Annotated in this window: 27 protein-coding genes and 1 riboswitch; of the genes, 4 read left to right on the forward strand and 23 right to left on the reverse strand. The window is 43.9% G+C overall.

All coding sequences use genetic code 11. The annotated features are described in order from the left end of the window. Nucleotides 1–68: 68 nt before the first annotated feature. From B0H99_RS12990 to B0H99_RS13000, 3 genes are read right to left on the reverse strand one after another with little or no spacing between them, the layout of a single operon-like run. On the reverse strand, nt 69–1,412 hold the full coding sequence (locus B0H99_RS12990) for a bifunctional metallophosphatase/5'-nucleotidase (RefSeq protein ID WP_106534118.1): 1,344 nt from the start codon (nt 1,410–1,412) through the stop codon (nt 69–71). Between the two features lie 12 nt (nt 1,413–1,424). Next, a complete protein-coding gene (locus B0H99_RS12995) occupies nt 1,425–2,252 on the reverse strand; it encodes a sulfite exporter TauE/SafE family protein (RefSeq protein ID WP_106534119.1) in 828 nt (275 codons plus the stop codon). Beyond that, the gene (locus B0H99_RS13000) at nt 2,253–3,113 is read right to left on the reverse strand and encodes a DUF72 domain-containing protein (protein ID WP_106534120.1); all 861 of its coding nucleotides are present in this window, start codon (nt 3,111–3,113) and stop codon (nt 2,253–2,255) included. A gap of 217 nt (nt 3,114–3,330) precedes the next feature. Between B0H99_RS13000 and B0H99_RS13005 the strand changes: the two genes are divergently transcribed. After that, the gene (locus B0H99_RS13005) at nt 3,331–4,008 is read left to right on the forward strand and encodes a DNA alkylation repair protein (protein WP_106534121.1); all 678 of its coding nucleotides are present in this window, start codon (nt 3,331–3,333) and stop codon (nt 4,006–4,008) included. A gap of 451 nt (nt 4,009–4,459) precedes the next feature. Here B0H99_RS13005 and B0H99_RS13010 read toward each other — a convergent pair whose 3' ends face one another. The 19 genes from B0H99_RS13010 to B0H99_RS13100 all read right to left on the reverse strand — a co-directional run bounded on the left by B0H99_RS13010 (nt 4,460) and on the right by B0H99_RS13100 (nt 22,802). After that, the gene (locus B0H99_RS13010) at nt 4,460–4,645 is read right to left on the reverse strand and encodes a hypothetical protein (protein WP_106534122.1); all 186 of its coding nucleotides are present in this window, start codon (nt 4,643–4,645) and stop codon (nt 4,460–4,462) included. A gap of 184 nt (nt 4,646–4,829) precedes the next feature. After that, entirely contained in the window at nt 4,830–6,227 is a 1,398-nt protein-coding gene (gene sufB / locus B0H99_RS13015) for a Fe-S cluster assembly protein SufB (protein WP_106534123.1), read from the reverse strand. Nucleotides 6,228–6,248: 21 nt separating this feature from the next. Continuing rightward, the gene (sufU, locus tag B0H99_RS13020) at nt 6,249–6,689 is read right to left on the reverse strand and encodes a Fe-S cluster assembly sulfur transfer protein SufU (protein WP_106534124.1); all 441 of its coding nucleotides are present in this window, start codon (nt 6,687–6,689) and stop codon (nt 6,249–6,251) included. Further along, nucleotides 6,679–7,908 carry a cysteine desulfurase gene (locus B0H99_RS13025; RefSeq protein WP_106534125.1) on the reverse strand — a complete coding sequence of 410 codons (1,230 nt, stop codon included), beginning with the start codon at nt 7,906–7,908 and terminating at the stop codon, nt 6,679–6,681. The genes sufU and B0H99_RS13025 overlap by 11 nt, the downstream gene beginning before the upstream one ends. Continuing rightward, a complete protein-coding gene (gene sufD, locus B0H99_RS13030) occupies nt 7,908–9,212 on the reverse strand; it encodes a Fe-S cluster assembly protein SufD (protein ID WP_106534126.1) in 1,305 nt (434 codons plus the stop codon). Before sufD ends, B0H99_RS13025 begins: the two co-directional genes overlap by 1 nt. 18 nt (nt 9,213–9,230) lie before the next feature. Continuing rightward, complete coding sequence (gene sufC, locus B0H99_RS13035) at nt 9,231–10,016, reverse strand: Fe-S cluster assembly ATPase SufC (RefSeq protein WP_281258875.1); 786 nt, start codon at nt 10,014–10,016, stop codon at nt 9,231–9,233. Nucleotides 10,017–10,271: 255 nt separating this feature from the next. Further along, a complete protein-coding gene (locus B0H99_RS13040) occupies nt 10,272–10,472 on the reverse strand; it encodes a YuzK family famiily protein (protein WP_106534128.1) in 201 nt (66 codons plus the stop codon). Nucleotides 10,473–10,617: 145 nt separating this feature from the next. After that, a complete protein-coding gene (locus B0H99_RS13045; protein WP_106534129.1) occupies nt 10,618–11,136 on the reverse strand; it encodes a hypothetical protein in 519 nt (172 codons plus the stop codon). An 85-nt stretch (nt 11,137–11,221) separates the two neighbouring features. Continuing rightward, nucleotides 11,222–12,430: a dicarboxylate/amino acid:cation symporter gene (locus B0H99_RS13050; RefSeq protein ID WP_106534130.1), complete on the reverse strand. Its 1,209-nt coding sequence runs from the start codon at nt 12,428–12,430 to the stop codon at nt 11,222–11,224. Between the two features lie 147 nt (nt 12,431–12,577). Beyond that, nucleotides 12,578–13,393, reverse strand: coding sequence for a MetQ/NlpA family ABC transporter substrate-binding protein (locus tag B0H99_RS13055; protein ID WP_106534131.1), 816 nt, complete (start codon nt 13,391–13,393; stop codon nt 12,578–12,580). Nucleotides 13,394–13,446: 53 nt separating this feature from the next. After that, the gene (locus tag B0H99_RS13060; RefSeq protein ID WP_106534132.1) at nt 13,447–14,115 is read right to left on the reverse strand and encodes a methionine ABC transporter permease; all 669 of its coding nucleotides are present in this window, start codon (nt 14,113–14,115) and stop codon (nt 13,447–13,449) included. After that, nucleotides 14,108–15,133, reverse strand: a complete 1,026-nt coding sequence (locus B0H99_RS13065; protein ID WP_106534133.1) for a methionine ABC transporter ATP-binding protein — start codon at nt 15,131–15,133, stop codon at nt 14,108–14,110. Before B0H99_RS13065 ends, B0H99_RS13060 begins: the two co-directional genes overlap by 8 nt. An 84-nt stretch (nt 15,134–15,217) precedes the next feature. Continuing rightward, a riboswitch (SAM riboswitch) is annotated at nt 15,218–15,321 on the reverse strand. A 51-nt stretch (nt 15,322–15,372) separates the two neighbouring features. Next, the gene (locus tag B0H99_RS13070) at nt 15,373–15,684 is read right to left on the reverse strand and encodes a thioredoxin family protein (RefSeq protein WP_106534134.1); all 312 of its coding nucleotides are present in this window, start codon (nt 15,682–15,684) and stop codon (nt 15,373–15,375) included. Between the two features lie 6 nt (nt 15,685–15,690). Then, the gene (locus B0H99_RS13075; RefSeq protein ID WP_106534135.1) at nt 15,691–16,029 is read right to left on the reverse strand and encodes a hypothetical protein; all 339 of its coding nucleotides are present in this window, start codon (nt 16,027–16,029) and stop codon (nt 15,691–15,693) included. A 61-nt stretch (nt 16,030–16,090) separates the two neighbouring features. Beyond that, complete coding sequence (gene gcvH / locus B0H99_RS13080) at nt 16,091–16,471, reverse strand: glycine cleavage system protein GcvH (protein ID WP_106534136.1); 381 nt, start codon at nt 16,469–16,471, stop codon at nt 16,091–16,093. 78 nt (nt 16,472–16,549) lie between these two features. Further along, a complete protein-coding gene (locus tag B0H99_RS13085; RefSeq protein ID WP_106534137.1) occupies nt 16,550–16,903 on the reverse strand; it encodes an arsenate reductase family protein in 354 nt (117 codons plus the stop codon). A 304-nt stretch (nt 16,904–17,207) separates the two neighbouring features. Beyond that, nucleotides 17,208–18,989, reverse strand: a complete 1,782-nt coding sequence (locus B0H99_RS13090; RefSeq protein WP_106534138.1) for an acyl-CoA dehydrogenase family protein — start codon at nt 18,987–18,989, stop codon at nt 17,208–17,210. A gap of 221 nt (nt 18,990–19,210) precedes the next feature. After that, nucleotides 19,211–20,386: an acetyl-CoA C-acetyltransferase gene (locus B0H99_RS13095; protein WP_106534139.1), complete on the reverse strand. Its 1,176-nt coding sequence runs from the start codon at nt 20,384–20,386 to the stop codon at nt 19,211–19,213. A 31-nt stretch (nt 20,387–20,417) separates the two neighbouring features. Continuing rightward, nucleotides 20,418–22,802, reverse strand: coding sequence for a 3-hydroxyacyl-CoA dehydrogenase/enoyl-CoA hydratase family protein (locus B0H99_RS13100; RefSeq protein WP_106534140.1), 2,385 nt, complete (start codon nt 22,800–22,802; stop codon nt 20,418–20,420). 209 nt (nt 22,803–23,011) lie between these two features. Here B0H99_RS13100 and B0H99_RS13105 point away from each other — a divergent pair, with 209 nt between their 5' ends. Genes B0H99_RS13105 through B0H99_RS13115 form a run of 3 tightly spaced genes read left to right on the forward strand, consistent with a single transcriptional unit; the run spans nt 23,012 to nt 24,403 of the window. Continuing rightward, nucleotides 23,012–23,332, forward strand: coding sequence for a thioredoxin family protein (locus B0H99_RS13105; RefSeq protein WP_106534141.1), 321 nt, complete (start codon nt 23,012–23,014; stop codon nt 23,330–23,332). 59 nt (nt 23,333–23,391) lie between these two features. Continuing rightward, nucleotides 23,392–23,859: an STAS domain-containing protein gene (locus B0H99_RS13110; RefSeq protein WP_106534142.1), complete on the forward strand. Its 468-nt coding sequence runs from the start codon at nt 23,392–23,394 to the stop codon at nt 23,857–23,859. A 28-nt stretch (nt 23,860–23,887) separates the two neighbouring features. Next, complete coding sequence (locus B0H99_RS13115) at nt 23,888–24,403, forward strand: C39 family peptidase (RefSeq protein WP_106534143.1); 516 nt, start codon at nt 23,888–23,890, stop codon at nt 24,401–24,403. Here the strand turns inward: B0H99_RS13115 and B0H99_RS13120 are convergent. Continuing rightward, complete coding sequence (locus B0H99_RS13120) at nt 24,387–25,286, reverse strand: 5'-3' exonuclease (RefSeq protein ID WP_106534144.1); 900 nt, start codon at nt 25,284–25,286, stop codon at nt 24,387–24,389. The two genes, B0H99_RS13115 and B0H99_RS13120, sit on opposite strands and share 17 nt — an antisense overlap. Between the last annotated feature and the right edge of the window lie 10 nt (nt 25,287–25,296).

Consider the following 25,296-nt stretch of genomic DNA (forward strand, 5'->3'; position numbering starts at 1 on the left):
ATAATTCCTAAATAGCATAACAAGTAATAAAGCCAAAATCAAATGTATGTCAAATGCGAATATTCTTATTACTTCAACGTCTTAGTCCGAAAAAATTGGCTAAAAACATCACGGATAAATTCCGGCATAAAATATGTTTTTGGTGCACGCTTTAAAGCCGGAAAAAAGTACCCGAATGTAAACATATCCAAAGTAATCAACCGATAAATCTGATCATGGACTGCCTGTTTACCGTTAACGTATAATTTACGCCCTTCAAGCTCCAGATTCTTATGGATGATATTCCCAAAATACACACCTCTGAATCCCAATCCCTTCAGTTCAATATGCGGCCATTCCGTGTTCAGCGATTGCAGATAAATTTCTTTCAGCTCTGCACCCGTCAATTCAATCAAACACGGATTGATCGGATGCGGCAGCATTTTATGGAAATTATAGCGGGTGGTCTGCCCTTCAGGCAAATCATCCATAAAAATCCCAGCGTTAAATAGGGCACAATCTGCATTGGAAAACTCGATCATCGCTTCACCAAACAAGTTCGCAAGCTCCGAATCTTTAAACCACTCCGCTTTCAGTTTTTCAGTATTGAAAAAAACCGGTTCATTCAACTGGCTTTTCCCTTCCTCCAGCAAGCAGTCATCAAAAGATTCATCAGGATTGCGCAAGTTCGCCGTTTCGATCAAGTAAGCTTTTTTATCTTTTAACGTGCTTTCGATTGTCACATGGCCGACGTACATGCCAAATTTCCCTGCTGCTCCAAGAAGCGTATCTCCGATCATTTTCCCTTCGTGGAAGAGATGATGCGTATGGGCACCAAGAATTACATCGATATCCGGACACATCTCAGCGAGAAGTTCATCATCCTTCACTCCAAGATGCGACAAACAAACGATCAAGTCAGTCTGCCCTTTTATCTCCTCTACCGCTTCTATTATGGCCTCTTTTCCTTCAGATATGGTCCAGCCAAGCCTTTTGTAGAAAGGAGTGAATTCAGCTGTTGCACCGACCAAACCGATTTTTATGCCGCCTTTTGTTTTCAGGATATGATATGGCTTGGCCCATTTCGGCCGAGTGCCTGACGCATCTTTTAAATTGCCGACGACCACTTCAAAATCAGCTTGTAGATATAAATCATTCAATTCTTCCATCGTTAGCGTAATACCTTCGTTATTGCCGATTGTTACTGCATCATATCCCGCTTCATTGAGCAAGACTATGTTGCCTTTTCCTGCTGACCCTTCACTGTATGGATGGGAACGGTCAACATGGTCGCCGATATCAAGAATCAAACAAGCGTCCCCTTCTTCTTCGTGCCAGCGTTTGCGTTCCGTCAGCAAAGCTTTAATGCTCGGCCAATTTGCAAAATGGCTATGCAAATCGTTGGTATGGTAAATGTGTATGGTCTCGCTCATGAAAACACCTCTTTAAGAACTGAATAACCCTTCATAGATGGAACGCAGCCCCAGTACTAAGAGCGCAATCCTTAAAATAATAACCAACGTATCGGAATTGAGTTTTTTGTTCAGCGCTGCACCGATTTTAGCACCTATATATGCCCCTGGCACTACGGCAAGCGTGTAGATCCACGGCACATTGCCAAGTGAAATATGCGTGATTGAATTGACGATGGCCGATAAGAACACCATAAACATAGAGGTTCCGACTGCCACATGCGGTGGAAACAAAAACAACAAAATCATGGCTGGAACGATCATTGAACCGCCGCCGATGCCAAACAATCCTGAAACAAACCCGATGCCAAACGTTAAAAGCATCGCAAACCAGATTGGATAGCCGTAAATATACTCCTTGTTCTGGTTATCAACGAATTTATATGTCCTGCCATGCTCAACAAACCAATGAACCGTCTTTAAACGGTCACGGACTAAGAGAAGCAAAGCCAACAAAACCAGCAAAATACCGAAATACAAATTAAAGGAAGGCAGGTCCAGACCTTTATTTGCAAACGCGCCAAGGACCGTGCCTGGTGCACTGCCAACGAAAAAGATAAAGCCGCTCCTATAGTCGACCGTTTTTACCTTCATATAGGAAAGCGTTGAGGACAGCCCGATGAAAATCATCATGATGACCGATAATCCGACAATTTTCTGCGGCGATAAATCCGGAAAAAAAGCAAAAGCCGTTCCAAGGAACAGCAGCGATGGAACGAGAATGACTCCTCCGCCCAGGCCAACTAATGCACCGACGATTCCGGCAAACAACCCGACAATCGCCATCAAGACAAATATCAACTAAAATCCTCCTTCAAATAAATCCATTTGCTTTGGTGCCAAGTTGTTATATTCTAAACCGTTCAGCTCTTTGAATGCTTTGGCATTTCCCGCTGCATGACCGCCTGAATTGTTATTGAAAATAACATATACTTGGTCGGTCGTGCTATTTAAACTATTGACTGCTTCGTTGATTTCCTTCAACTCTTCTTTGTTGTAATCGTACAAATAACGCACTTCACGCCATTTTTGTCCATGTCCCGGACTTGTCCAGCCATGGACATTTCGACCATGAAGACGCACGAGCACTTTATCAGTACGGGTTGAAATCGGAACAAGCGGGATAGAACCATCTCCTGCCTGCGGCTCATCGCATACTGAATGAATTAAGTTGTTTTCTCTTAAAAATTCGAGTGTTTTCTCGCGCAGCTCTGGCGAGTACCAAGACTGGTGACGAAATTCTATTGCTAAATCAAATTCCTTCAATTTTTCCGAAATCCCCCTAATTTGATCAACGTGTTCTTTCTTGCAATCAAACCACGGCGGAAATTGAAGCAAAACCATGGCAAGTTTCCCCGCTTCTTTCATTGGCCGAACTGACTTGATATAGGCCTCAAACATAGCATCAACACTTTCAAACGGGTTCTCGCCTCGCTGATGCCCGGTCATCCCCTGATAAGCCTTGACAATGAACTGAAAGCCGTCAGGGGTCTCATTGATCCATTTGGTAATATTTCGTTCAGGCTGCACCGCATAAAATGACGAATCCAGCTCCACAATAGGAAAATGGGAACTGTAATCGATTAATCGTTCTGTTTTTTTCGACCCGGGGCTATAAACATCCGGATGATCGCCCCATCCCGTCAATCCAATATTAATCATCATTTCGCCTCCAATTTCCTTTGTTATTTTATGATAGCACAATATCAGTAAAAGGTCGTTTGGCCAATATTACTCCAGCTGAACAGCTAACCTTATTGCTATTATTCCATTTTATAGATTTCGAAAGAAAAACAACATGAAGATAATTTCAATAACTTTCGAATCCAGGCTTTCCTATGATAGACTTTTCTCAGCTATATTTTTAGGAGGGCTCCAAATGACAATAACATGGGACCACCACGGAATTATTGAAAAGTTCGAAGCCTGCCGCAATGAAGAATTAGCCCGCCCGATGGCTGCCTATATGAAAAATCAGTTTCCGTTTCTCGGCATCCAAAGCCCGCTCCGAAAACAGCTGCTTAAAGAACAATTTACAGAATATGCCCTACCTAAACCTGATGCAATATTCGAAGAAGCTTGGAAGCTATATCGATTGCAGGAGCGGGAATATCAGTATGCCGCTATCGCATTGCTTGAGAAAATGTCTCAACATTTAACAGCTGATGATTTGCCTTTTCTCCGTAACCTGATTGAAACAAAATCCTGGTGGGATAGCGTCGATGCCATAGCACCCACGCTTGTTGGCAAAATTGTACTTAACGAACGCGAAACAGGCGCGAAAATTATGTTCGACTGGTCTGCATCAGACAATATGTGGACAAATCGCGCCGCCATTTTGCATCAACTTAAATATAAAGAAAAAACGGATACTGAGCTTCTTGCGAATATTGTCTGCCAACATGCCGAATCCCCAGAGTTTTTTCATCAGAAAGCAATGGGCTGGGCCTTGCGTGAATATGCTAAAACCGATTCGGAATGGGTAAAAAGGTTTGTCAGCAACTGTCCCATGAAACCGCTTAGCAAACGGGAAGCATTGAAAAATATCATACAATAAAAGCCCAGCGCATGCGCTGGGCTTTTATCTAGTTTGTAGAGAAACTCTTTTACTCCATTGAAATAGATATCACTCTTGCTATTCCGCCAAACAGCTCCGCTTGCCTCGGGCTCGCGCCGAAATCCCGATGGCGACTCCGCTGTTTGGCTCCATAGCTAAAGAAAAAGCAGCAAACCCCGGCCTGTTTGAGTCTGCTCTGGTTCTTTATTCGCTAAGTAACTTGCTAGTTTAAATGGAGCGGAAGCCGGCGACTCCAGCGGGAAAGCGAGCAGGTTGAGACCCTGGAGGCGCGAAAGCGCTGAAGCGGCTCAACCTGCTCGCCCGCGGAACGCGTCCGGCTAGAGTGGAATAAACAGCTAGCCAACTTTCTCGACGGCCCGTATAAAAGCCCAGCGCACGCGCTGGGCTTTTATCTTTTTCCATTATCCAATGAACTTGCCATTTCAGTTTTTTAAAATATTCCGCCGAGCCCTTTTCCTCCAATGACTGATTTTGCAGATTCCATCAATTCATTTTTTTCATTTTCATCGATCTTACCATCAGCGTGAGCTTGTTTTGCCTGTTCCATTACTTCTTTTGCTTGCCCAAGGTCTGCGTTGCTAAGCTTTTCTTTCAAAGCATCGAAAGTTTGACTCATCTACAACATACCTCCTTAATTTTTTTCTTCTTTGCTTGTATACCCCGCGGATTAATAGTAAAACAGCATAAATTTAGCTTTATCTTTTAGAAAAAAATTCGGACCAGATACAGGACGGCTCACAGCAAAATCAAAAAAGCTCTTGGCATGAACGAAATCATGCCAAGAGCTGCTTATTAATCTATTACCCGATAGAGCCTTCCATCTCAAACTTGATGAGACGGTTCATTTCTACCGCATACTCCATCGGAAGTTCTTTTGTAAATGGTTCGATAAAGCCCATTACGATCATTTCTGTCGCTTCTTGCTCGGAAACACCGCGACTCATCAAGTAGAACAATTGCTCTTCTGATACTTTCGAAACTTTCGCTTCGTGCTCCAACGATACGTTATCATTTAAGATTTCGTTGTATGGAATTGTATCAGATGTAGACTGGTTGTCCATAATCAATGTGTCACACTCGATGTTCGAACGAGCGCCATCCGCTTTGCGTCCGAAACGGACGATACCGCGGTATGATACTTTCCCGCCTTGCTTCGAAATGGATTTCGAAACGATTGAAGAAGAAGTATTTGGCGCTAAGTGGATCATTTTCGCTCCAGCGTCTTGGTGTTGGCCTTTCCCTGCAATTGCAATCGAAAGAGTCATACCGCGAGCGCCTTCTCCGCGAAGGTAAACAGCTGGGTATTTCATGGTCAATTTAGAACCGATGTTGCCATCAATCCATTCCATTGTTCCGTTGGCATCAACAAATGCGCGTTTCGTAACAAGGTTGTAAACGTTGTTTGCCCAGTTTTGGATGGTTGTGTAACGGCAATATGCGTCTTTTTTAACAATGATTTCAACAACTGCAGAGTGCAAAGAGTTAGTTGTATAAACAGGAGCTGTACAACCTTCTACATAGTGAACGCTCGCGCCTTCATCTACGATGATCAACGTACGCTCGAACTGTCCCATATTTTCCGAGTTGATGCGGAAATAAGCTTGAAGCGGTGATTCCACTTTGATGCCCGGCGGTACGTAAATGAATGACCCGCCTGACCATACCGCAGTGTTCAGCGCTGCAAATTTGTTGTCTGCTGCTGGAATAACCGACTGCCAATGCTCTTTGAACAAGTCTTCGTTTTCACGTAGCGCTGATCCTGTATCTTTAAAGACGATTCCCATGTCTTCAAGTTCAACTTTCATGTTGTGGTAAACCACTTCGGATTCATACTGGGCAGATACACCCGCCAAGTATTTTTGTTCCGCTTCTGGAATGCCGAGTTTATCAAAAGTAGCTTTGATTTCGTCAGGCACTTCATCCCATGAAGTTTGGCTTGCTTCTGATGGTTTTACATAATACGTAATTTCGTCAAAGTTCAATGCACTTAAGTCGCCGCCCCATTGTGGCATTGGCATAGAATAAAACAACTTCAGAGCTTTCAAACGGGAATCAAGCATCCATTCCGGCTCTTCTTTTATTTTCGAAATTTCTCTGACGATATCTTCAGTTAATCCACGTGCGGATCGGAATACCGATACATCTTTGTCGTGGAAACCATATTTATAATCACCGATTTCTGGCATTTGTTTAGCCATTGTCGTTCCTCCGTTCTAGTATTACGATTTGCCTTCGCTTTGCACGCCTTTTTCCATGGCTTTCCATGCAAGCGTTGCGCATTTGATCCGTGCCGGAAACTGAGAGACGCCCTGAAGAGCTTCAATATCCCCTAAATCAATTGTATCATCATAGTCTTTGCCGAGCATCATATCTGAAAAGATATGTGAAAGTTGAAGCGCCGTATCGACATCTTTCCCTTTAACAGCTTGAGTCATCATCGAAGCGGATGCCATTGAGATGGAACAGCCTTCCCCGTCAAATTTCGCATCTTTGACAATGCCTTCTTCCACTTGCAGCGTCAATTGAATTCGGTCGCCGCAAGTCGGGTTGTTCATTTCGATGTTCACGCTGTCGTTATCGAGGGTTCCTTTGTTTCTCGGTGTTTTATAATGGTCCATAATTACTTGGCGATAAAGCTGGTCTAAGTTTTTAGAAGACATCGCTGAAATACTCCTTTGTTGAACGCAAGCCTTCTACGAGACGATCGATATCCGATTCGTCATTGTAAACGTAGAAGCTGGCGCGGGCTGTGGCTGTACATTGCAGCCATTTCATGAGCGGCTGAGCACAATGATGGCCAGCGCGTACCGCAATGCCGCTCATATCAAGGACCGTAGCCAAATCATGCGGGTGCACATCATTTAAGTTGAATGTCACGATGCCTGCCCGTTTTTGCGGATCAGTCGGACCGTAGATTTGAAGTCCTTCAATTTCGTTCATGGCATTCATCGCATAAGCCGCCATCTTGTGCTCGTGTTGTTCGATTTCATGCAAACCGATTTCATTTAAGAAATCAATCGCGGCACCTAAACCGACAGCTCCGGCAATAATCGGCGTCCCACCTTCGAATTTCCAAGGAAGTTCTTTCCAAGTAGAATCGTAAAGGCCGACAAAGTCGATCATTTCTCCGCCAAATTCAATCGGTTCCATATTATTCAACAAATCTTTTTTGCCATACAACACACCAATTCCGGTTGGTCCACACATCTTGTGGCCAGAAAAAGCAAAGAAATCGCAATCAAGGTTTTGTACATCTATTTTTAAGTGCGGAGCCGCTTGTGCTCCGTCCACTACCATGACCGCCCCGTGTTCGTGAGCAATTTGCGTCACTTCTTTGATCGGGTTCATGGTTCCCAGAACATTCGATACATACATCATTGACACAATTTTCGTGCGGTCAGTAACTGCCGCGCGAACTTGCTCCAGTGAAATGGTACCGTCTGGATTTAAATCAATGTATTTAAGAACTGCGCCGCGCTCTTTCGCCAACTGCTGCCATGGGATCACGTTTGAGTGATGTTCCATATACGTAATGACGATTTCGTCCCCTTCTTCAACGTTTGCACGACCATAACTTTGAGCCACTAAATTCAAAGCGGTTGTAGTTCCGCGCAGAAAAATGACTTCTTCTGTAGTGTCGGCATTGATGAATTTTCGGACTTTCTCGCGGGCACCTTCGTACATATCAGTTGCACGGTTCCCAAGTGTATGAACCCCACGATGGACATTCGCATTATCAAATTCATAGTAACGTGTTAATGCTTCAATGACTTGAACCGGTTTTTGTGATGTTGCTGCACTGTCGAGATAGACCAGTGGATGTCCATTCACTTCTTGGTCGAGTATCGGAAAATAACTTTTTATCTCTCGATTCATCATTAGCGGACTTTCCTTTCGATAACCTCCGTCAATTGCTTTTTAACGCCTTCAATTGGCAGCACGTTAACAACCGGCGCCAAGAAACCGTGTATTACAAGACGTTCAGCTTCTTGTTTTGTAATTCCGCGACTCATCAGATAGAACAATTGAAGCGGATCAACGCGCCCTACGGAAGCAGCGTGGCCTGCAGTTACATCGTCTTCATCGATCAACAAGATCGGGTTCGCGTCACCACGTGCTTGTGGGCTTAGCATCAGAACACGCGATTCTTGTTCTGCATTCGATTTTGTCGCGCCATGCTCGATTTTTCCGATTCCATTAAAAATGGAAGAAGCAGAATCTTTCATTACGCCATGCTTCAAAATTTGCCCGTCGGAATTTTTGCCCCAATGAACAACTTTTGTTGTAAAGTTTTGTTTCTGAGAACCTCTGCCTACTACCACTGTTTTCGTATCGCCAACAGAATTGTCTCCAATAAGGTGGGTTACGTTTTCAGAGATAGTATCACTATCGTTCATCAAGCCAAGTGCCCATTCGATGCGTGCATCGCGTGCCGCCACACCGCGGCGGTTCACGTAAGTCGTAAAACCTTCTGCCAAAACGTCAACAGCGCCGTAAGTAATTTGCGCGTTGTCTTCAGCGAAAACTTCTGAAACAATATTCGCTAAACCTTTAGCATGAGGAATTGTTGATAAATAGTTTTCTACATAAGTCACTTTACTGCTCTTGTCAGCGATGACCATCACATGGTTAAACAAAGAAACTTGTTCGTCATCGTGAATGAAAACTACTTGAACCGGTTCTTCAACCACAACATTCTTCGGCACATATAGGAAAACCCCGCCGTTAAGAAGTGCTGCATGAAGAGCTGTCAATTTATGTTCTTCCGCTTTTACCGCTTCTTTCATAAAGTATTTCCCAACAAGGTCGCTGTGTTCGCGGATTGCGGTGAAAATATCAGTCAAAATAACGCCTTGCGCTTTCAACTCATCAGAAAGCGAAAGATAAGCTGGAGTATTGTTATGTTGGATATACAAATTCTTTTGTTCTAAATCGACAATCGATTTTACATCTTCCGGAAGTTCTTCCAGCGATGTATAAGTCGAACTCTCTGTCGAGTGAACAGGAAATTCTGTGAAGTTCCAGTTTGTAATCTTTGTTTTATCCGGCTTTGGCAACGGCAATACCGCTGCAGCAGTTAATGCTTGTACGCGCAGTTCAGTAAACTCTTCAGGTTCTGATTTAGAAGCTGAGAAGGAGCGCACTTCCTGCTCGGTGATTTTCATGTTCGTTTCAACCGTCACGTTAGTCTCCCCTTCCAATTATGCTTCTTGTCCTACGGTCTCGTCTTCAATGCCAAGCTCCGCTTTGATCCAGTCATAGCCTTCTGCTTCAAGTTTCTGAGAAAGTTCTTCTCCGCCAGACTTAACCACGCGTCCTTGCATCATTACGTGAACGTAATCAGGCGTGATGTAGTTCAACAAACGTTGGTAGTGAGTAATGATCAGGCAGCCAAACTCTTCGCCTCTCATTTGGTTGACGCCTTCTGCTACAACTTTCAATGCATCGATATCAAGACCAGAATCGATTTCATCTAAGATTGCAAATGAAGGTTTGATCATCATCATTTGAAGGATTTCGTTGCGTTTCTTTTCCCCGCCTGAGAACCCTTCATTCAAGTAACGCTGCGCCATTTCTTCTTCCATAGCAAGAATTTCCATTTTGCTGTCTAACTCACGAATGAATTTCATCAAAGAGATTTCATTGCCTTCTTCTCGGCGTGCGTTCATAGCAGAGCGCATAAAGTCAGCATTCGTTACACCAGAAATTTCGCTCGGGTACTGCATGCCAAGGAAAAGGCCTGCACGAGCACGTTCGTCAACTTCCATTTCAAGCACATCTTCGCCGTCCAATGTAATGCTTCCAGATGTTACTGTATATTTAGGATGCCCCATGATAGCAGAAGCTAGAGTAGATTTCCCTGTTCCGTTCGGCCCCATGATCGCATGGATTTCACCTGTTTTAATTGTTAAGTTTACACCTTTTAAAATCTCTTTTCCTTCGATTTCAACGTGCAAATCTTGGATAACCAAAGTTGACATGTAAATACCTCCATAAAGTTAATTTTGAATGGAATCCATTCTTAATTAGTATCATTCTAATCTTAACTGAAAACCCCCCTAGTAGCAAATCATTAAACCGGATCTAAAGAGGAGAATAAAACAATTTGTAATACTGAATTCCTGGAAAAAAGAAGCGTTTCGAACCTTCTTTTTTAGTTGTTTTTTATTTTCAATAAAAGAAAGCTAATTGAGAATTCATATCAGTAAAAAAGCCAGTGCACTAGGCACTGGCTTTCTTTTTTACAAATTGCGATGTACTTGATTTTCCAAACGCGCTACTAGTTGTTGGCTTTGCTGATATTCTTCTTCGCGTTTTTGTTCTACTTTTACCAATAAATCCTGATTATTTTCACATTCATGAATTCCAAATCCATGAGCATCTCGGAATGCGTGTTCCATTTTTTCTGTCACGTTAAAGCCTTGAGAATTAATAGTAACCATTCCTTTCATTTATCTTGTTGGTATTAATATACCCAGTTTTTTGGCACTTAAACAAAAAAATACTTATTCGATATTTTTTTGAGAAATATACAGAAAAGATGAAATAAAAAAACCCGGAAGCAAGATCCCGGGTTTTTCAGAAAAATTATTTAGATACCTCATTTAAAATGCTTGAAGGAGCTAAGCCTTGCTCTTCTAGCATTTTGTTGAAAACTTCATCTGCTTCTACGAATTTCGCATTAGCTGCTTCAAAAGAAGCTTCTTTCGTCAATTCGGCTGCTTTCATCTCATATGATTCTTTGATAGAAGCAAAAGCTCCTTCAATATCAGACTTGTGATCTGCCAATGATTCAGGAATTTCAATTCCTTCAACAGCTGTTCCAGCTTCTTTTGCTGATGCGATTGCCGCTTCTTTCATTGCCGCCAAGTCATCACCCTCTGGAAGAGCTTCTTTCATTTGCGCTGCTTCAAAAGCATTCAAATCAGCATCGACTGCATTGATTGTTTGTGGAATTGACATGTAGAATCTCATTAACTCTTGTTTTGCATCCGGTGCTTTTTCAGCGTTTTCCGTGCTTGCTGCCGTTGTATCTTTCGTAGCACTTTCTTCGCTGCAAGCTCCTAAAAACAATGCTGCTGCGCCAACTAATAGTAATTTCTTCATGATAGTCCTCCTGATAGTCAACTTCTCAGTTATCGTATCATAGCTTCATAAGAGCGTATAGAGCTGGCGAAATAGCCATAATATATCAAATCTTACCATTTTTCAAAACTTCGCCATGACTAGCTTCACTAGTTGTCCCGCTTCGTGTGACCCGGTCAACGATCATAGCAAGTGCACCGTCTCCAGTTACGTTTGTTGCAGTTCCAAAACTATCCTGTGCCAGGTAAAGTGCAATCATTAAAGCAACCATAGTCTGGTCGAATCCTAACATTGTTTCAAGCAAACCAAGCGCAGCCATGACAGCTCCTCCCGGCACTCCAGGAGCGGCAATCATTGTAACTCCTAGCATCATGATAAACGGAAAGAAAGAACTGAAAGTCGGCGTACCGCCTGTCAGCAACAAAACGCCTATGGCACAAGAAATCAGCGTAATGGTACTTCCTGATAAATGAATTGTTGCAAAGAGCGGCACTGTAAAATCAGTCACGCGCTCATTAGCCCCAGTTTTGCGGGCTTGCCGCAATGTTACAGGAATTGTTGCAGCTGAAGATTGAGTGCCTAGTGCAGTAAAATAAGCCGGCATCATTGTTTTCAATAAAAAGAACGGATTTTTCTTATTCAATGAACCTGCTGCCGTATATTGGATCATAATCATTACCCAATGGAGAATGATAATCATGACAAAAACAATAGCAAATAGCGACAAAATTTTAGCGACTGCACCACCGAAAGCCATATTGGCAAATATACCGAAAATATGGAATGGCAAAAGCGGGATAATTACACGAGAAATCGTTTTTTCAATGATTGCCTGGAATTCATCGAAAAAAGCAATCATCGTTTTGCTGCCTGTACCAGCCATTCCGATTCCAAGTAAAAATGCTAAAACTAACGCAGACATTACACCAAAGACCGGAGGAATTTCAAGCGCAATATAACTTGCTGCCAATGCAGTTTCCGGATCTTCAATTCCTCCTAACGTTTTGCCGCCCATGAAATTCGGCAACACATTAGTTGCAACAAAAAATGCGAGAACACCTGCAAAAATTGTTGAAAGATAAGCGAAAGCTGTAGCAAATCCCAGAAGTTTACCAGAGCCTTTGCCTAGTTTAGCAATACCCGGTGCGATAAATCCTAAGATAATCAACGGTACGATAAATTTAAGAAAATTCCCGAAAACGGTTGTAAATGTAGCAAATATACGTATGACCGATTCCGGCGCAATCGATCCAATAACAATTCCTAAAATAATGGCAAGAGCAATTCTAGGCAACAAACCAAATTTGATTTTCACAAAATGTCCTCCCTGCGTGCACATTTGATTTTTTAATATTATCCTAAATTAGCACATGAGACAGTAAATTGTAAGTATCTATAAATTACGCGGAATATTTTTATTATTTATACAAAATAAAAAAGCACCCCTAAGGATGCTTTTTTATTATTCGGCCGGTACGATTGCCCCGCCCCATTCTTCAAGCATGAAATCTTTGATTTCATCTGATTTTAGCACTTCAACCAATTTCGCTACATTTTCGTTTTCTTCATCTTCAGCACGCACCGCAATGATGTTAGCGTAAGGAGAATCTGAACTTTCAAGAGCAATAGAATCTTCCAATGGGTTCAAGCCTGCATCGATCGCGTAGTTTGAGTTGATCAATACTGCGTCGCCTTCATCTGATTCATACATTTGAACCAATAATGCTGCTTCGTAGTTTGCATCAAATTCCAGGTTTTTCGTGTTCTCTACAACATCACTAACTTCTGCAGCAGTTTTTTCAACGCTTTCATCCAATTTGATCAAGCCTTCTGCTTCAAGCATTGACAAGATACGTCCATGGTCAGCTACCGAGTTGCTCATTAAAATAGTAGCGCCATCAGGCAATTCATTTAAAGATGCATGTTTCTTAGAGTAAATACCGATCGGTTCAATGTGGATACCGCCTGCGCTAACAAAATCATAGCCGAACTCTTTTTTCTGATCTTCCAAATACGGAATGTGCTGGAAGTAGTTGGCATCAATTTCTCCGCCTTCCAAGTCTTGGTTCGGCAAGATGTAATCCTGGTATGTTTCAACTTCTAATGTCACGCCTTGTTCTTCAAGAAGTGGTTTTGCTTGTTCCAAGATTTCTGCGTGCGGCACGTTCGATGCACCAATCTTTAATGTGCTTGACTCTTCACTAGAACCGCCAGATCCTGATCCGCATCCCGCAAGTGTTAATGCAGTTAATAATGTTCCTGCTAATAATTTCTTCATGTAAATCTTCTCCTCTTTTCTAAGTTGTTTTTATAAAAACAGTTAAACTGTACTTACCGTTTGTCTGAACGAATGGTGATCAAATCGCCAATGAATTGAATGGCAAAAACAATGATCAAGATTAAGATGGTTGCCATCAAAGTCACATCTTCCCGGCTTCTTTGGAAACCGTCCAAGAAGGCTAAAGTGCCGAGCCCGCCTGCACCAATAATGCCTGCCATAGCCGTATAACCAACCAGGGCAATGGCTGTTACTGTAATACCAGAAATCAAGGCTGGCTTGGATTCAGGCAACAGAACTTTCCGAATAATCGTCCACGTTGTTGCTCCCATTGAACGAGCCGCTTCGATTACACCTTTGTCGATTTCTTTTAATGCAATCAACACCATGCGCGCATAAAAAGGAGCAGCACCAATGATGAGTGCCGGCAACGCTGCATTCGGCCCACGAATGGTTCCGATTAAGAATTTCGTAAACGGAATTAATAAGATGATTAAGATGATAAAAGGGATGGATCTGAAAATATTGACGAATGCACCGGTAAGCCAATTGACGATTTTATTCGCCCATAATTGTCTAGGCGCTGTTAAGAACAAAATAATGCCAAGTACTAGTCCAATAACAAATGTGAAAAATGTCGACATAGCTGTCATATACAAAGTTTCAACTGTGGCATCCCACATTTTTCCCCAATCTACATTTGGAAATAAAGATTCAATCATTTGCCATCACCTCTGTCTGGATGTTTTCGTTGTTTAAAAATGCGATGGCATTCGCAATTTCTTCCCGTGTTCCTTTTAACTGCAAAATCAACGTGCCATAAGCGCCCCGCTGTGTGTGCGAGATATTCCCTTGAACAATATTGACTTCCACAGGATTGGTACGGATCAATTTGGTCAAAATCGGCTGTTCGGTTTGATCGCCGACAAACACCAATTTCACTAAGTCGCCTGTTGGGTAAAGTTCCCGCAAGTGCTTGATCGTCTCATTCGAGTCTTCCGTTTCCGTAACCTGCGCAACAAAGCGTTTAGTAATCGCTTCTTTCGGAGCTTGGAAAACGCTTAGCACATCGCCAAGTTCAACGACCCGGCCACCTTCCATGACAGCTACGCGGTGGCAGATCTTCCGGATAACGTGCATCTCGTGTGTAATTAGAACGATGGTCAACCCTAATCGCTTATTGATGTCCACCAATAAGTCCAGGATGGCATCAGTCGTTTCTGGATCAAGTGCGGATGTCGCTTCATCGCAAAGCAATACTTCCGGGTCATTGGCCAATGCACGGGCAATGCCGACACGTTGTTTCTGTCCGCCGGAAAGCTGTGAAGGATAAGCGTTTTCTCGGCCCGTCAATCCCACTAACTCAACAAGTTCCATTACGCGAGCGTCCCGTTTATTTTTCGGCACACCTGCAATTTCCAGTGGAAACGCGATATTCTCTTTTACTGTTCTTGACCAAAGCAAGTTGAAGTGCTGGAAAATCATGCTGACTTTCTGGCGCGCTTTTCTAAGTTCAACCCCTTTTATCGCTGTGATCACTTGGTCATTGATCTGGACTGTACCGGATGTCGGTTTTTCCAGTCCGTTCAATAAGCGGATCAAGGTACTTTTCCCTGCTCCGCTATATCCGATAATGCCGAAAATTTCGCCACTAGAAATTGATAAATCGACCCCATCAACTGCCTTAAGCGCACCTTTTCCAGTGTCGTATGTCTTCGTCACTTGTTTTAATTCAATCATTCGTTAACACTCCTACTTCAAAATAAAAACCCTTCTGCACAGAACTGAGCAGAAGGGTATTCGCAATTGTATACGGACACCGATCTCTCATCTCCCAAAGCGTCGCTTTGTGTGAATTGGCACCATTTCATTTTCATGACGGTTGCCGGGCTTCATAGGGCACTTCCCTCCACCTCTCTTAATAAGAGTACGATATTAAGTTTGTAATCAGATCAGAATTCAATTTACCATGCTCCAGGCTACGCGTCAACAACTTTTAATTTTTCATATATGAAAGGGACGGATTGAAAGGCGTAAACCTTCTCCTTTACCGAACCGTTTTCTGTAATAATGAGGCACGGCACGCTTTCCACTTCATATAAAGCGGCAATTTCCTGCACATAGTTCAAATTGGCTTTGCCTATATTCAAATCCGGCAGCAATTCTTTGACGACTTCAAGCATTTTCGTCGTTACTTTGCATGTTCCACACATGGGCGTATACAAGTAAAATGCCGTCTGGCGGTACATATTTCTTTCTTTCAGCCATTCTTTATGTGTCCATTCGTTCATGTTTGATCATCCTTCGGCTAATAACTGATTGACTCGGATGTTGGCGCTGATGAGCACATCGAGCAAAATTCGTATAGGGGTTGTTGCCACTTCTTTATAACTGCGGTTAATATAAAAATGCCTCGCTTCAGGAAATTCTCGTTTCACTAATTTCCTCAATTGCTCTCCAGATTTATCAGCATCCACAAGAACGATAATGTCCAAGCCTTCATAAGGAAGCAATATTTCTTCTAAGCGAGTTGCACTGATAGTGCCATTTGTACAAATAATGGTGACGGGTTCAGCAATCAGAGGCGCAATTCTTGTTTTATCGGTAAGACCTTCGACAACAATCACTTTATTCATAAGTCCACACCCCGTTAGTTATGATGAAAAAAAGCGCCAAACAAGAGGCGCTTTACGGATCTTATTCATTAATCATTTTCTCATATTGCTCCGCTGTCATCAATTCATTGACCTCGGACTCATCGATAGCTTCTACAACTACCATCCAAGCTTGCTCATAAGGGGACTCATTGACGAACTCTGGGCTGTCATCCAGCTCCGAGTTAACCTCAACAACACGACCGCTGATCGGCGCGTAAAGTTCAGAAACAGTTTTAACGGATTCAACGCTGCCAAAAGGCTGATCTTTTTTCAATTCGTCGCCTACTTGCGGCAGTTCAACGAATACAATATCACCTAGTTCGGCTTGTGCAAAATGCGTGATGCCAATGCGCGCAGTACCGCCTTCAAGTTTAACCCATTCATGTTCTTTTGAATAACGAAGCTCTTGTGGTGTGCTCATCCAGACCCCTCCAAAATATGTATTGTGCTCATTTTCAGTTTGACATAATCGCCTAGGAAATACAACAATCGTCTTAACTTACTTCCAGGTATTTTCATAGTCCGATTCTTTGAATCCAAGCACCGCTTTTTCGCCGTCGAAGGCTAGCGGCCGCTTGATGAGCATGCCGTCTGAAGAGAGCAATCTTAACTGTTCCTCTTCGTCCATCGTCGCCAACTTGTCCTTCAATCCGAGTTCTCGGTACTTCATGCCACTCGTGTTGAAGAACTTCTTCAACTCTAAACCGCTCACCTTCTGAATTTGGCGAAGTTCCTCGACTGATGGCGGCGTTTCCGCAATATGGATTGCTGTAAAGTCAACTTCATTAGCCTCTAGCCATTTCTTGGCATTTCGGCAAGTAGAACATTTAGGATATGCATAAAATTGAATCATGGTATAACCTCCCTTTTTTCTAGCTTAGCAAAATATCAGAAGACAGTCGACGCCATAACAGCGACGACTTCTTTGCCTAGCAAAGTTAAGGAAGTACCGGCTGCCGCTCGAGGCATTGCCAACAGCAGGCCTGCCTTTTTAGGATGATAACCGACTATCGCTCTATCCTATTGATTGTTTATATATTTTATCAATTCTATTGTAAGTCCTGTATATTGAGATTGTATGAGTTAGAAGTTTAGTTATTGTAAAAAAGCAAAAAGCCCCGGAATAAATCCTACCGGAGCTTTCAGTCAACCCAAGATTATACGACGTATTTTTCTGTTTCGATCAATTTTACAGCAGCTTCGCGTTTTTTCGCAATGACGTTATAAGGCGTAGAGCGCGTCAACTTGCGGAGAGCAGAGAGCATCATGCGCTGATTGTCCCCTTCGACCGCAGCAAGCAAGGTTTCTTTAGCGTCTTTTTCTATTTTATCGAATGCTTCCTGGCAATAGATTTGCGTGTACAGCAGTTTTTGCTTCGCTTTTTCTTCCCCGGAAGCTGTAATCGCTTTTTCTGTACGAAGAACAGCCGATTCCATCGCGAAAACGTTCGAAACAATATCGGCAATGTTCACTAGCACTTCCTGCTCCTGTTCCAATTTTGCCCCGTAAGTCTGTGCGGCAAGTCCAGAAGCAAGCAAAGCGATCTTCTTCGCATTTCTTACCAAGTATTTTTCCTGTGCCAATGCTTCTGCGCCGACTTCTTCAGGCATCATCATCAACAACTCTTCTTGCAGTTTTTGGGCGTGCTGGAACAATGGAAGATCGCCTTTCATCGCTTTTCGAATGAGCGTCCCAGGAACAAGCAAACGGTTGATTTCGTTTGTGCCTTCGAAAATGCGGTTGATGCGTGAATCGCGGTATGCTTTCTCAATTTCATATTCCTGCATAAAGCCGTAGCCGCCGTGCAATTGGACGCCTTCATCGACAATATAATCAAGCGTTTCTGTTCCAAAGAACTTGTTCATGGAGCATTCAATCGCGAATTCAGCAATTGAATCCGCCACCAACTTTCCGTTAGCATGTTCTTCTTCCGTAAAGCCGCTCATGCGGTCTTCGAACAAACCGACAGTCCGGTAAACAGAGCTTTCCAAGGCATACAATTGAGAGGCCATTGTAGCCAGCTTTTCACGCGTCAAGTTAAATGAAGAAATTGGTGTTTTGAATTGCTGGCGCTGGTTGGTGTACGGAATGGTAATTTCCAAGGCATGTTTGGACCCGCCGATCGTGCCTACACCCAATTTATAGCGCCCGATGTTCAAGATGTTAAACGCGATAATATGACCACGCCCTGCTTCTCCTAACAAATTCTCTACTGGAACTTGCGCATCCTGCAGGATCAATGTCCGGGTTGAAGAAGATTTAATACCCATTTTCTTTTCTTCCGGTCCGACCGAAACGCCGTCGTAAGCACGCTCTACGATAAATGCCGAAAATTTTTCACCGTCAATTTTCGCATAAACGATGAAGACATCTGCAAAACCGGCGTTAGTGATCCATTGCTTTTCGCCGTTCAAAACGTAATGTGTACCCGCTTCGTTCAGCTTAGCTGTTGTTTTTGCACCCAGTGCATCCGAGCCAGAGCTTGGTTCTGTCAGCGCATAAGCAGCGATCATTTCGCCAGTTGCCAAAAGAGGCAGATATTTTTGTTTTTGCTCTTCGTTGCCGAAAAGGACGATTGGCAATGAACCGATGCCGACATGTGCACCGTGGGTAATCGAGAATCCTCCCGCTTTCGACATTTTTTCAGCAATTAAAGCAGAAGCGATTTTGTCGAGGCCCAGGCCACCATATTGTTCCGGTACATCTGCTCCGAGAAGGCCGAGTTCCCCAGCTGATTTTAATAACCGGACAGAATGGTCGAATTCGTGGTTTTCCAGCTTTTCAACGACCGGCATGACTTCGTTGTTGACGTATTCTTCGGTCGTTTTAGCGATCATTTTATGTTCATCGGTAAAGTCTTCCGGCGTGAATACACGTGATAGGTCTGCATCTTCAATCAAGAAACTTCCGCCCTTGATCAATGTTTTTTGCTGTTCCATTGTAAATTCCTCCTATATTTTATTTCTAAAGCGTATTGAATAGATATTCCGCAAAACTGCTTCGCTTTCCGCGGGTGAGCGCCGAGCCTCCTCGCAGCTTCCGCTGCTGTGGGGTCTCGACTGTCTCGCTTTCCCGCTGGAGTCTTCGCAGTTTTGCTCCATATCTTTATAAAGTGACAAGTTAAATAAGATATATTTTTCTTTATAAGTAGTTAAAAATCTTAAAGCATCTCAAACACGCCAGCTGCGCCCATTCCGCCGCCGATGCACATGGTGACGACGCCGAATTGTTTGCCTTGGCGCTTAAGTTCACTCATCATCTTCAGTGTCAAAATGGAACCTGTGGCGCCTAGCGGGTGGCCAAGTGCAATGGCGCCGCCATTTAAGTTGACTTTGTCGATGTCAATATTCAAATGCCGGATAACCCCGAGCGATTGCGAGGCGAATGCTTCATTCAATTCCCATACATCAATGTCTTCAATGGATAAACCAGCTAGTTTCAATGCTTTTGGAATGGCTACAATCGGGCCAATTCCCATCACTTCCGGCGGAACACCGCCTGTGGCAAATGACCGGAATTTTGCAAGCGGCTTTAGGCCGAGCGCTTCCGCTTTTTCGCGATCCATTACAAGCAATGCACCAGCTCCATCCGAAGTTTGGGATGAATTTCCGGCTGTTACTGTGCCACGTGCCGAGAAGACTGCACGTAATTTGTTCAAGGTTTGGACTGTCGTACCATGGCGGACCCCTTCGTCCATTTCGAACATAAATGTTTTTTCCTGATATTTGTTGTTTTCATCGACATAGCGCTTCACTACTTCAACAGGAACAATTTCTTCGACAAAATGGCCTTTTTCTATGGCTGCTGCCGCTTTTTCATGCGAACGGACCGAAAATGCATCCTGGTCTTCCCGGCTGACGCCGTATTGGGTTGCAACTTGTTCCGCAGTGTGGCCCATGCTCATATAATATTGGGGGGCTGCCTCTGCCAATTTAGCGTTCGGCCGGATAACGTTGCCCATCATCGGCACCATGCTCATCGATTCTACCCCACCGGCGATGATGGCCTCTGCCGAGCCGACCATGATGCGTTCAGCCGCATAAGCGATCGACTGCAGGCCAGATGAGCAGAAACGGTTGATTGTTACAGCAGACACGGTTTCCGGCAAGCCGGCAAGAGCGCCGATATTGCGGGCAATGTTCATGCCTTGTTCCGCTTCCGGCATCGCACAGCCCATGATTAAATCATCGATTGGACCGTCATAACCATCTGCCCGCTTCAGGGCTTCTTTAACAGCCAATGCGCCGAAATCATCCGGGCGTACAGTTGCAAGTGATCCTTTTTTTGCTTTTCCGACCGGTGTGCGAGCACCGGATACGATTACTGCTTCGCGCATGTGTTTTCCTCCTCGTATTCTTGTTGCGGCATTAATTGCGCAACGGTTTTCCTTTAACGAGCATATGCTGCATCCGCTGCTGCGTTTTCGGTTCTGCCACCAGACTCAGAAATGCTTCGCGCTCTAAATCGAGCAAATACTGTTCATCCACCAATGTACCGTACGGGACTTTTCCGCCAGCTAAGACAAAAGCCAATTTTTTTGCGATTTTCAAATCGTATTCGCTGATATACCCGGACAGCAGCATGCCTTCTGCACCCAATAACAATGTGGCATAGCCCGGTTCACCGGTAACCGGCACTTTTTCTCGTTTTGGCGGCTGATATCCCATTTCATGCAACGCCAACGCTGCTTGTTTTGCATCATGGATCAAGTGGTCGCTATTGACACTAATGCCGTCTACAAAGTTAAGGAAATTGTTTTCACGGGCTTCTTCTGCCGATGTCGACACTTTTGCTGTCGCAATCGATTCAAATACTTTGCTGGCGACATTTTGATAGTCGACCAAAACCCCTTTCGGCAAGCCCTTCAAGTGTTTGATGTACAATTCTTTGTTTCCGCCGCCGCCTGGGATCAGCCCTACACCTGCTTCTACCAAGCCCATATACGTTTCCATCGAAGCCTGGATATGTGCTGCAGGGAGTGCCACTTCCGCTCCGCCTCCAAGCGACATGCCAAACGGTGCCGCTACCACCGGCTTTGTGCAATACTTGATTTTCATCATGGCGTTCTGGAAAGCTTTTATCGTAAAATCCAACTCGAAAATATTGTCATCCTGCGCTTCCATCAAAATCATCCCTAAATTTGCACCGACACAAAAGTTCTTTCCTTGGTTGCCGATGACAAGCCCTTTGAAGTTTTTCTCCACTTCATCGACAGCGAAATTGATCATCTGGATAATATCCAGCCCGATGGAATTCGACTGGGAATGAAATTCAAGAAGCGCAATGCCGTCTCCAAGGTCGATCAAGCTGGCACCTGCATTGGATTTTATAACGCCATGTTTCTTCTTATACCGTTTCAGGTCAATCACTTTTTCATTGACCGGCACCGGCTGATAATCCGAGCCGTCAAAGAAATAAAGATCTCCGTTCACTTCTTTATAGAACGTTTCATTTCCTGAATCGAGCAGTGTTTGGACGAAAGCAGGAATTTCCTGGTCTTCCTGCTTCATCTTTTCGATGGATTCTTTAACACCGATAGCATCCCATATTTCAAACGGTCCTTGCTGCCAACCGAAGCCCCATTTCATGGCATTATCAATTGCGACGATGTTATCCGCAATTTCACCTGTCAATTGGGCAGAATAGCGAAGCGCCGGAGCAAGAATGTTCCAAAGCAATTCACCTGTCCGGTCATTAGCGTAGACAAGCGTTTTCATTTTTGCGGAAAGGCCTTTTTGCTGTTGCGCCATTTCTTGTGAAGGCGTTTTCAATTTTCCGGCTGGCCGATATTCCAGGGTTTGAGGATCAAGCTCCAATATTTCCTTGTCTTTTTTCAGAAAGAATCCTTGACCCGTTTTTGATCCAAGCCAACCATTGTCCACCATTTTCATTAAAAATTCAGGAGCTTCGAACACTTTTTTCTCATCACCCGAGGTCTGGTCGTAAACGTTTTTGGCCACGTGCATAAACGTGTCCAACCCCACCACATCAAGAGTTCGGAATGTTGCCGATTTCGGGCGTCCGATCAATGGCCCGGTGACTGAATCCACTTCGCCGACTGAATAGCCGCGTTTTTGCATTTCGCGGATTGTTACCAACAGACCATATGTACCGATGCGGTTTGCTATAAAATTTGGTGTATCTTTTGCAATAACGACGCCTTTTCCTAAACGGTCTTCTCCAAACCGGGTCATGAATTCGACTACTTCAGGTGCTGTCGTCTTGGCAGGGATCACTTCAAGCAATTTCAGGTAACGCGGCGGATTGAAGAAATGGGTTCCAAGGAAATGGCTTTGGAAATCCTCCGAACGCCCTTCAGCCATCGCATTGATGCTGATTCCTGAAGTATTGGACGAGATGATCGTCCCCGGTTTTCTGACCGCGTCAATTTTCTCATAGAGGGATTTTTTTATATCCAGATTTTCAACAACCACTTCGATAATCCAGTCGACATCCTTCAACTTTTCTAAATCGTCTTCCAAATTTCCGGGTGTCAACAGTTCCAGATTCTTTTTTGCCGTAAGCGGCGCTGGTTTGTGTTTCAGTAATTTTTGGATGGATGTATGCGCAAAGCGGTTCCTCACCGCTTTGTCCTGAAGAGACAAGCCTTGTGCTTCCTCTTCTTTTGATAATTCACGGGGAACAATGTCTAGCAGTAATACAGGAATTCCAATGTTTGCAAGATGTGCCGCAATTCCAGAACCCATAACGCCAGAACCGAGCACTGCTGCTTTTTGTATTTGGTATGCCACTCGCAAGCCCTCCCAATAGTTTTGAATGAATGCTCATTCATTTTTTGCTTAAAAAAATAGAACGTTCTCTATGTCTCCTAGTTTAAAGTAAATTCTTTTTTTTCGCAATATTTAATTACCAGGAAATTTACTTTGACCAAAAGATTAATTTCTTTCCGAATCCACTTTTGAACGGTACACTAAAAAGTAGAATATGGAGGCGAAAAGTAATGAAAACATTAACTACTATTGAACAATTTACAGAAGTGATCTCCGGAGATGAGCCGGTTGTTGTAAAATTCCAAGCAGGCTGGTGCCCGGATTGCACACGGATGGACATGTTTATCGATCCAATCGTGCAAGAATTCAACCGTTACCAATGGTTTGACGTCAACCGTGATGAGCTGCCGGAACTAGCAGAAAAATGGGAAGTGATGGGCATTCCGAGCTTGCTAATTTTCAAGAACGGCGAGAAAACTGCTCACCTTCACAGCGCTAATGCAAAATCTCCGGAATCGGTCACACAATTCCTGGCTGAACAAAAAGAGTAAAGCATATTCATTTTTTTGAGTTCTGCTGCTACTTATTATGAACGATTGAGGTGTTTTACATGAATGAGCAACAGGAATTGAAAGAATTAAGAGAGCTGGTCCAGTATTACGAGAAGGTCATTAAAAACATGTCTGTTCCCATCATTCCTTCTATAGTGCCCCGTACTATTCTAGTGCCGATTGCCGGGTTCATCTACCGGGACCGTTTTGAAACCATCCGTACCAAGGTTCTGAAGTATGCCGCTGAACATAGAGAAACCGAATGCGTTGTCTTCGATTTCACAGGCGTTGCATTAGAGGACGTTGAAACCTTCGACTATAATGAATTGGCGAGCGAACTGGCCGAATTGAACAGCGCCCAGAAATTGATGGGGCTCCGCCCGCTTTATGTAGGATTCAACCCCCGCTTTGTACAGGAAATTGTCCACGCCGGCATACAAGTAGACCTGGAAGTGTATATAAACTTCCGTACCGCATTGAAAGTCTTGCTTAAAGAAAACGAAAATGCATTATCCGGAATGAAATAGACGTTACTACACAAAGGAGTTGGGTGCTGTGAAAACTGTCATTCCGTTCAGAGGATTGTCCCAGTACGCTAAGGACATAGACTCCAAAAAGCAGGGCTCCGCGTGCGGGCCAGTCACAGCTGCAGCTATCCTTAGCCATTACGAACGAGTCGACCACGGCATCAACGAGCTGTACAACATACTCGGCACCACGCCAATCGGTTTGTTCACGTGGCGGCTATTGAAAAATCTGCGCCGGCTTGCCGGACAGCGCTATGCCATTAAAAGAGCAAGGACTCTGGATGAAGTGAAAAGTGAGCTGCTTGCCGGACGCCCGCTCGCCATGAAATTCGACCGTTGGTTCTCGTTCCGCTGGTTCTCACAGCCTACCTACAACTATCATTGGGTGCCGCTCATCGGCTTTGAAGAAAAGCCGGATGATTTGGTTTTATATATCCACGACAATGGACAAAAAAACCGCCCGAGTAAAGTTCGGGCGGTTTCTTATAATAAGAACCGGACTGTTCTTACCTTCATCAAAATTATTCCTATTCAAAAGGGTTGACTGGCGCTAAACTTTTTTCCAGTTGGCGCGCCAACAATCTGAGTTCTTGGTCGTCAAACAACTGGACCATATCACTCGTATAATTCGGCACAGTAATTTCATCAAGTGATACGTCGAGTGGAATGTCGCACTTGATGACAGCCAATTCTTTAGATAGCAGCAGCATATCCTTATGCTCTTCTATCTTTTTCTTTTGTGCTGGTTTCAGTTCATCGATGGCTGCAAGCACGCCGTCCGTCGAGCCGTATTTCTGGATCAATTGCAGTGCAGTCTTTGGTCCAATGCCTTTGACACCCGGGTATCCATCGCTCGCATCTCCCATGAACGCTTTTACATCGGCAAATTGCGTCGGCTCAATGCCATACTCTTCTTTAAACCGATCTTCGGTGTATACATCATAAATATGGAAGCCCTTTTTCATAAAAGCGATCTCGACCGAAGGATTCAGCAATTGCAGCATGTCTTTGTCACCTGTGATGATTGTGAACTTCGCTTTGTCCTGCCATTGTTTTGTGAACGAGCCGATAAAATCATCCGCCTCGATCCCTTTCTCACCGTAATTCATCCAGCCCAATTGCTCGGACACTTTTTTCGCCAGATCAAACTGGTGGAGCATATCGTCAGGCGGCGCCGGCCGGTTCGATTTATAGCCCTCGAACATATCCGTCCGGAAGGTATGTGCTCCCATGTCCCAGCACACTGCAAGATGCGTCGGCTTCATCATCGTTTTGGCAGCAAGCACATGGCGGGCAAATCCCTGCACTGCATTTGTCGCCAAACCTTCAGAAGTCCTTAAATATTGACCGACAACAGACGTCGCAAAAAACGAGCGGAACAAGATCGCCATCCCATCCACTAATAAAACATGTGGTTTTTCATTCATTGTAAATCCT

The organism is Planomicrobium soli (assembly GCF_003014655.1).
Taxonomy (GTDB): domain Bacteria; phylum Bacillota; class Bacilli; order Bacillales_A; family Planococcaceae; genus Planococcus; species Planococcus soli_B.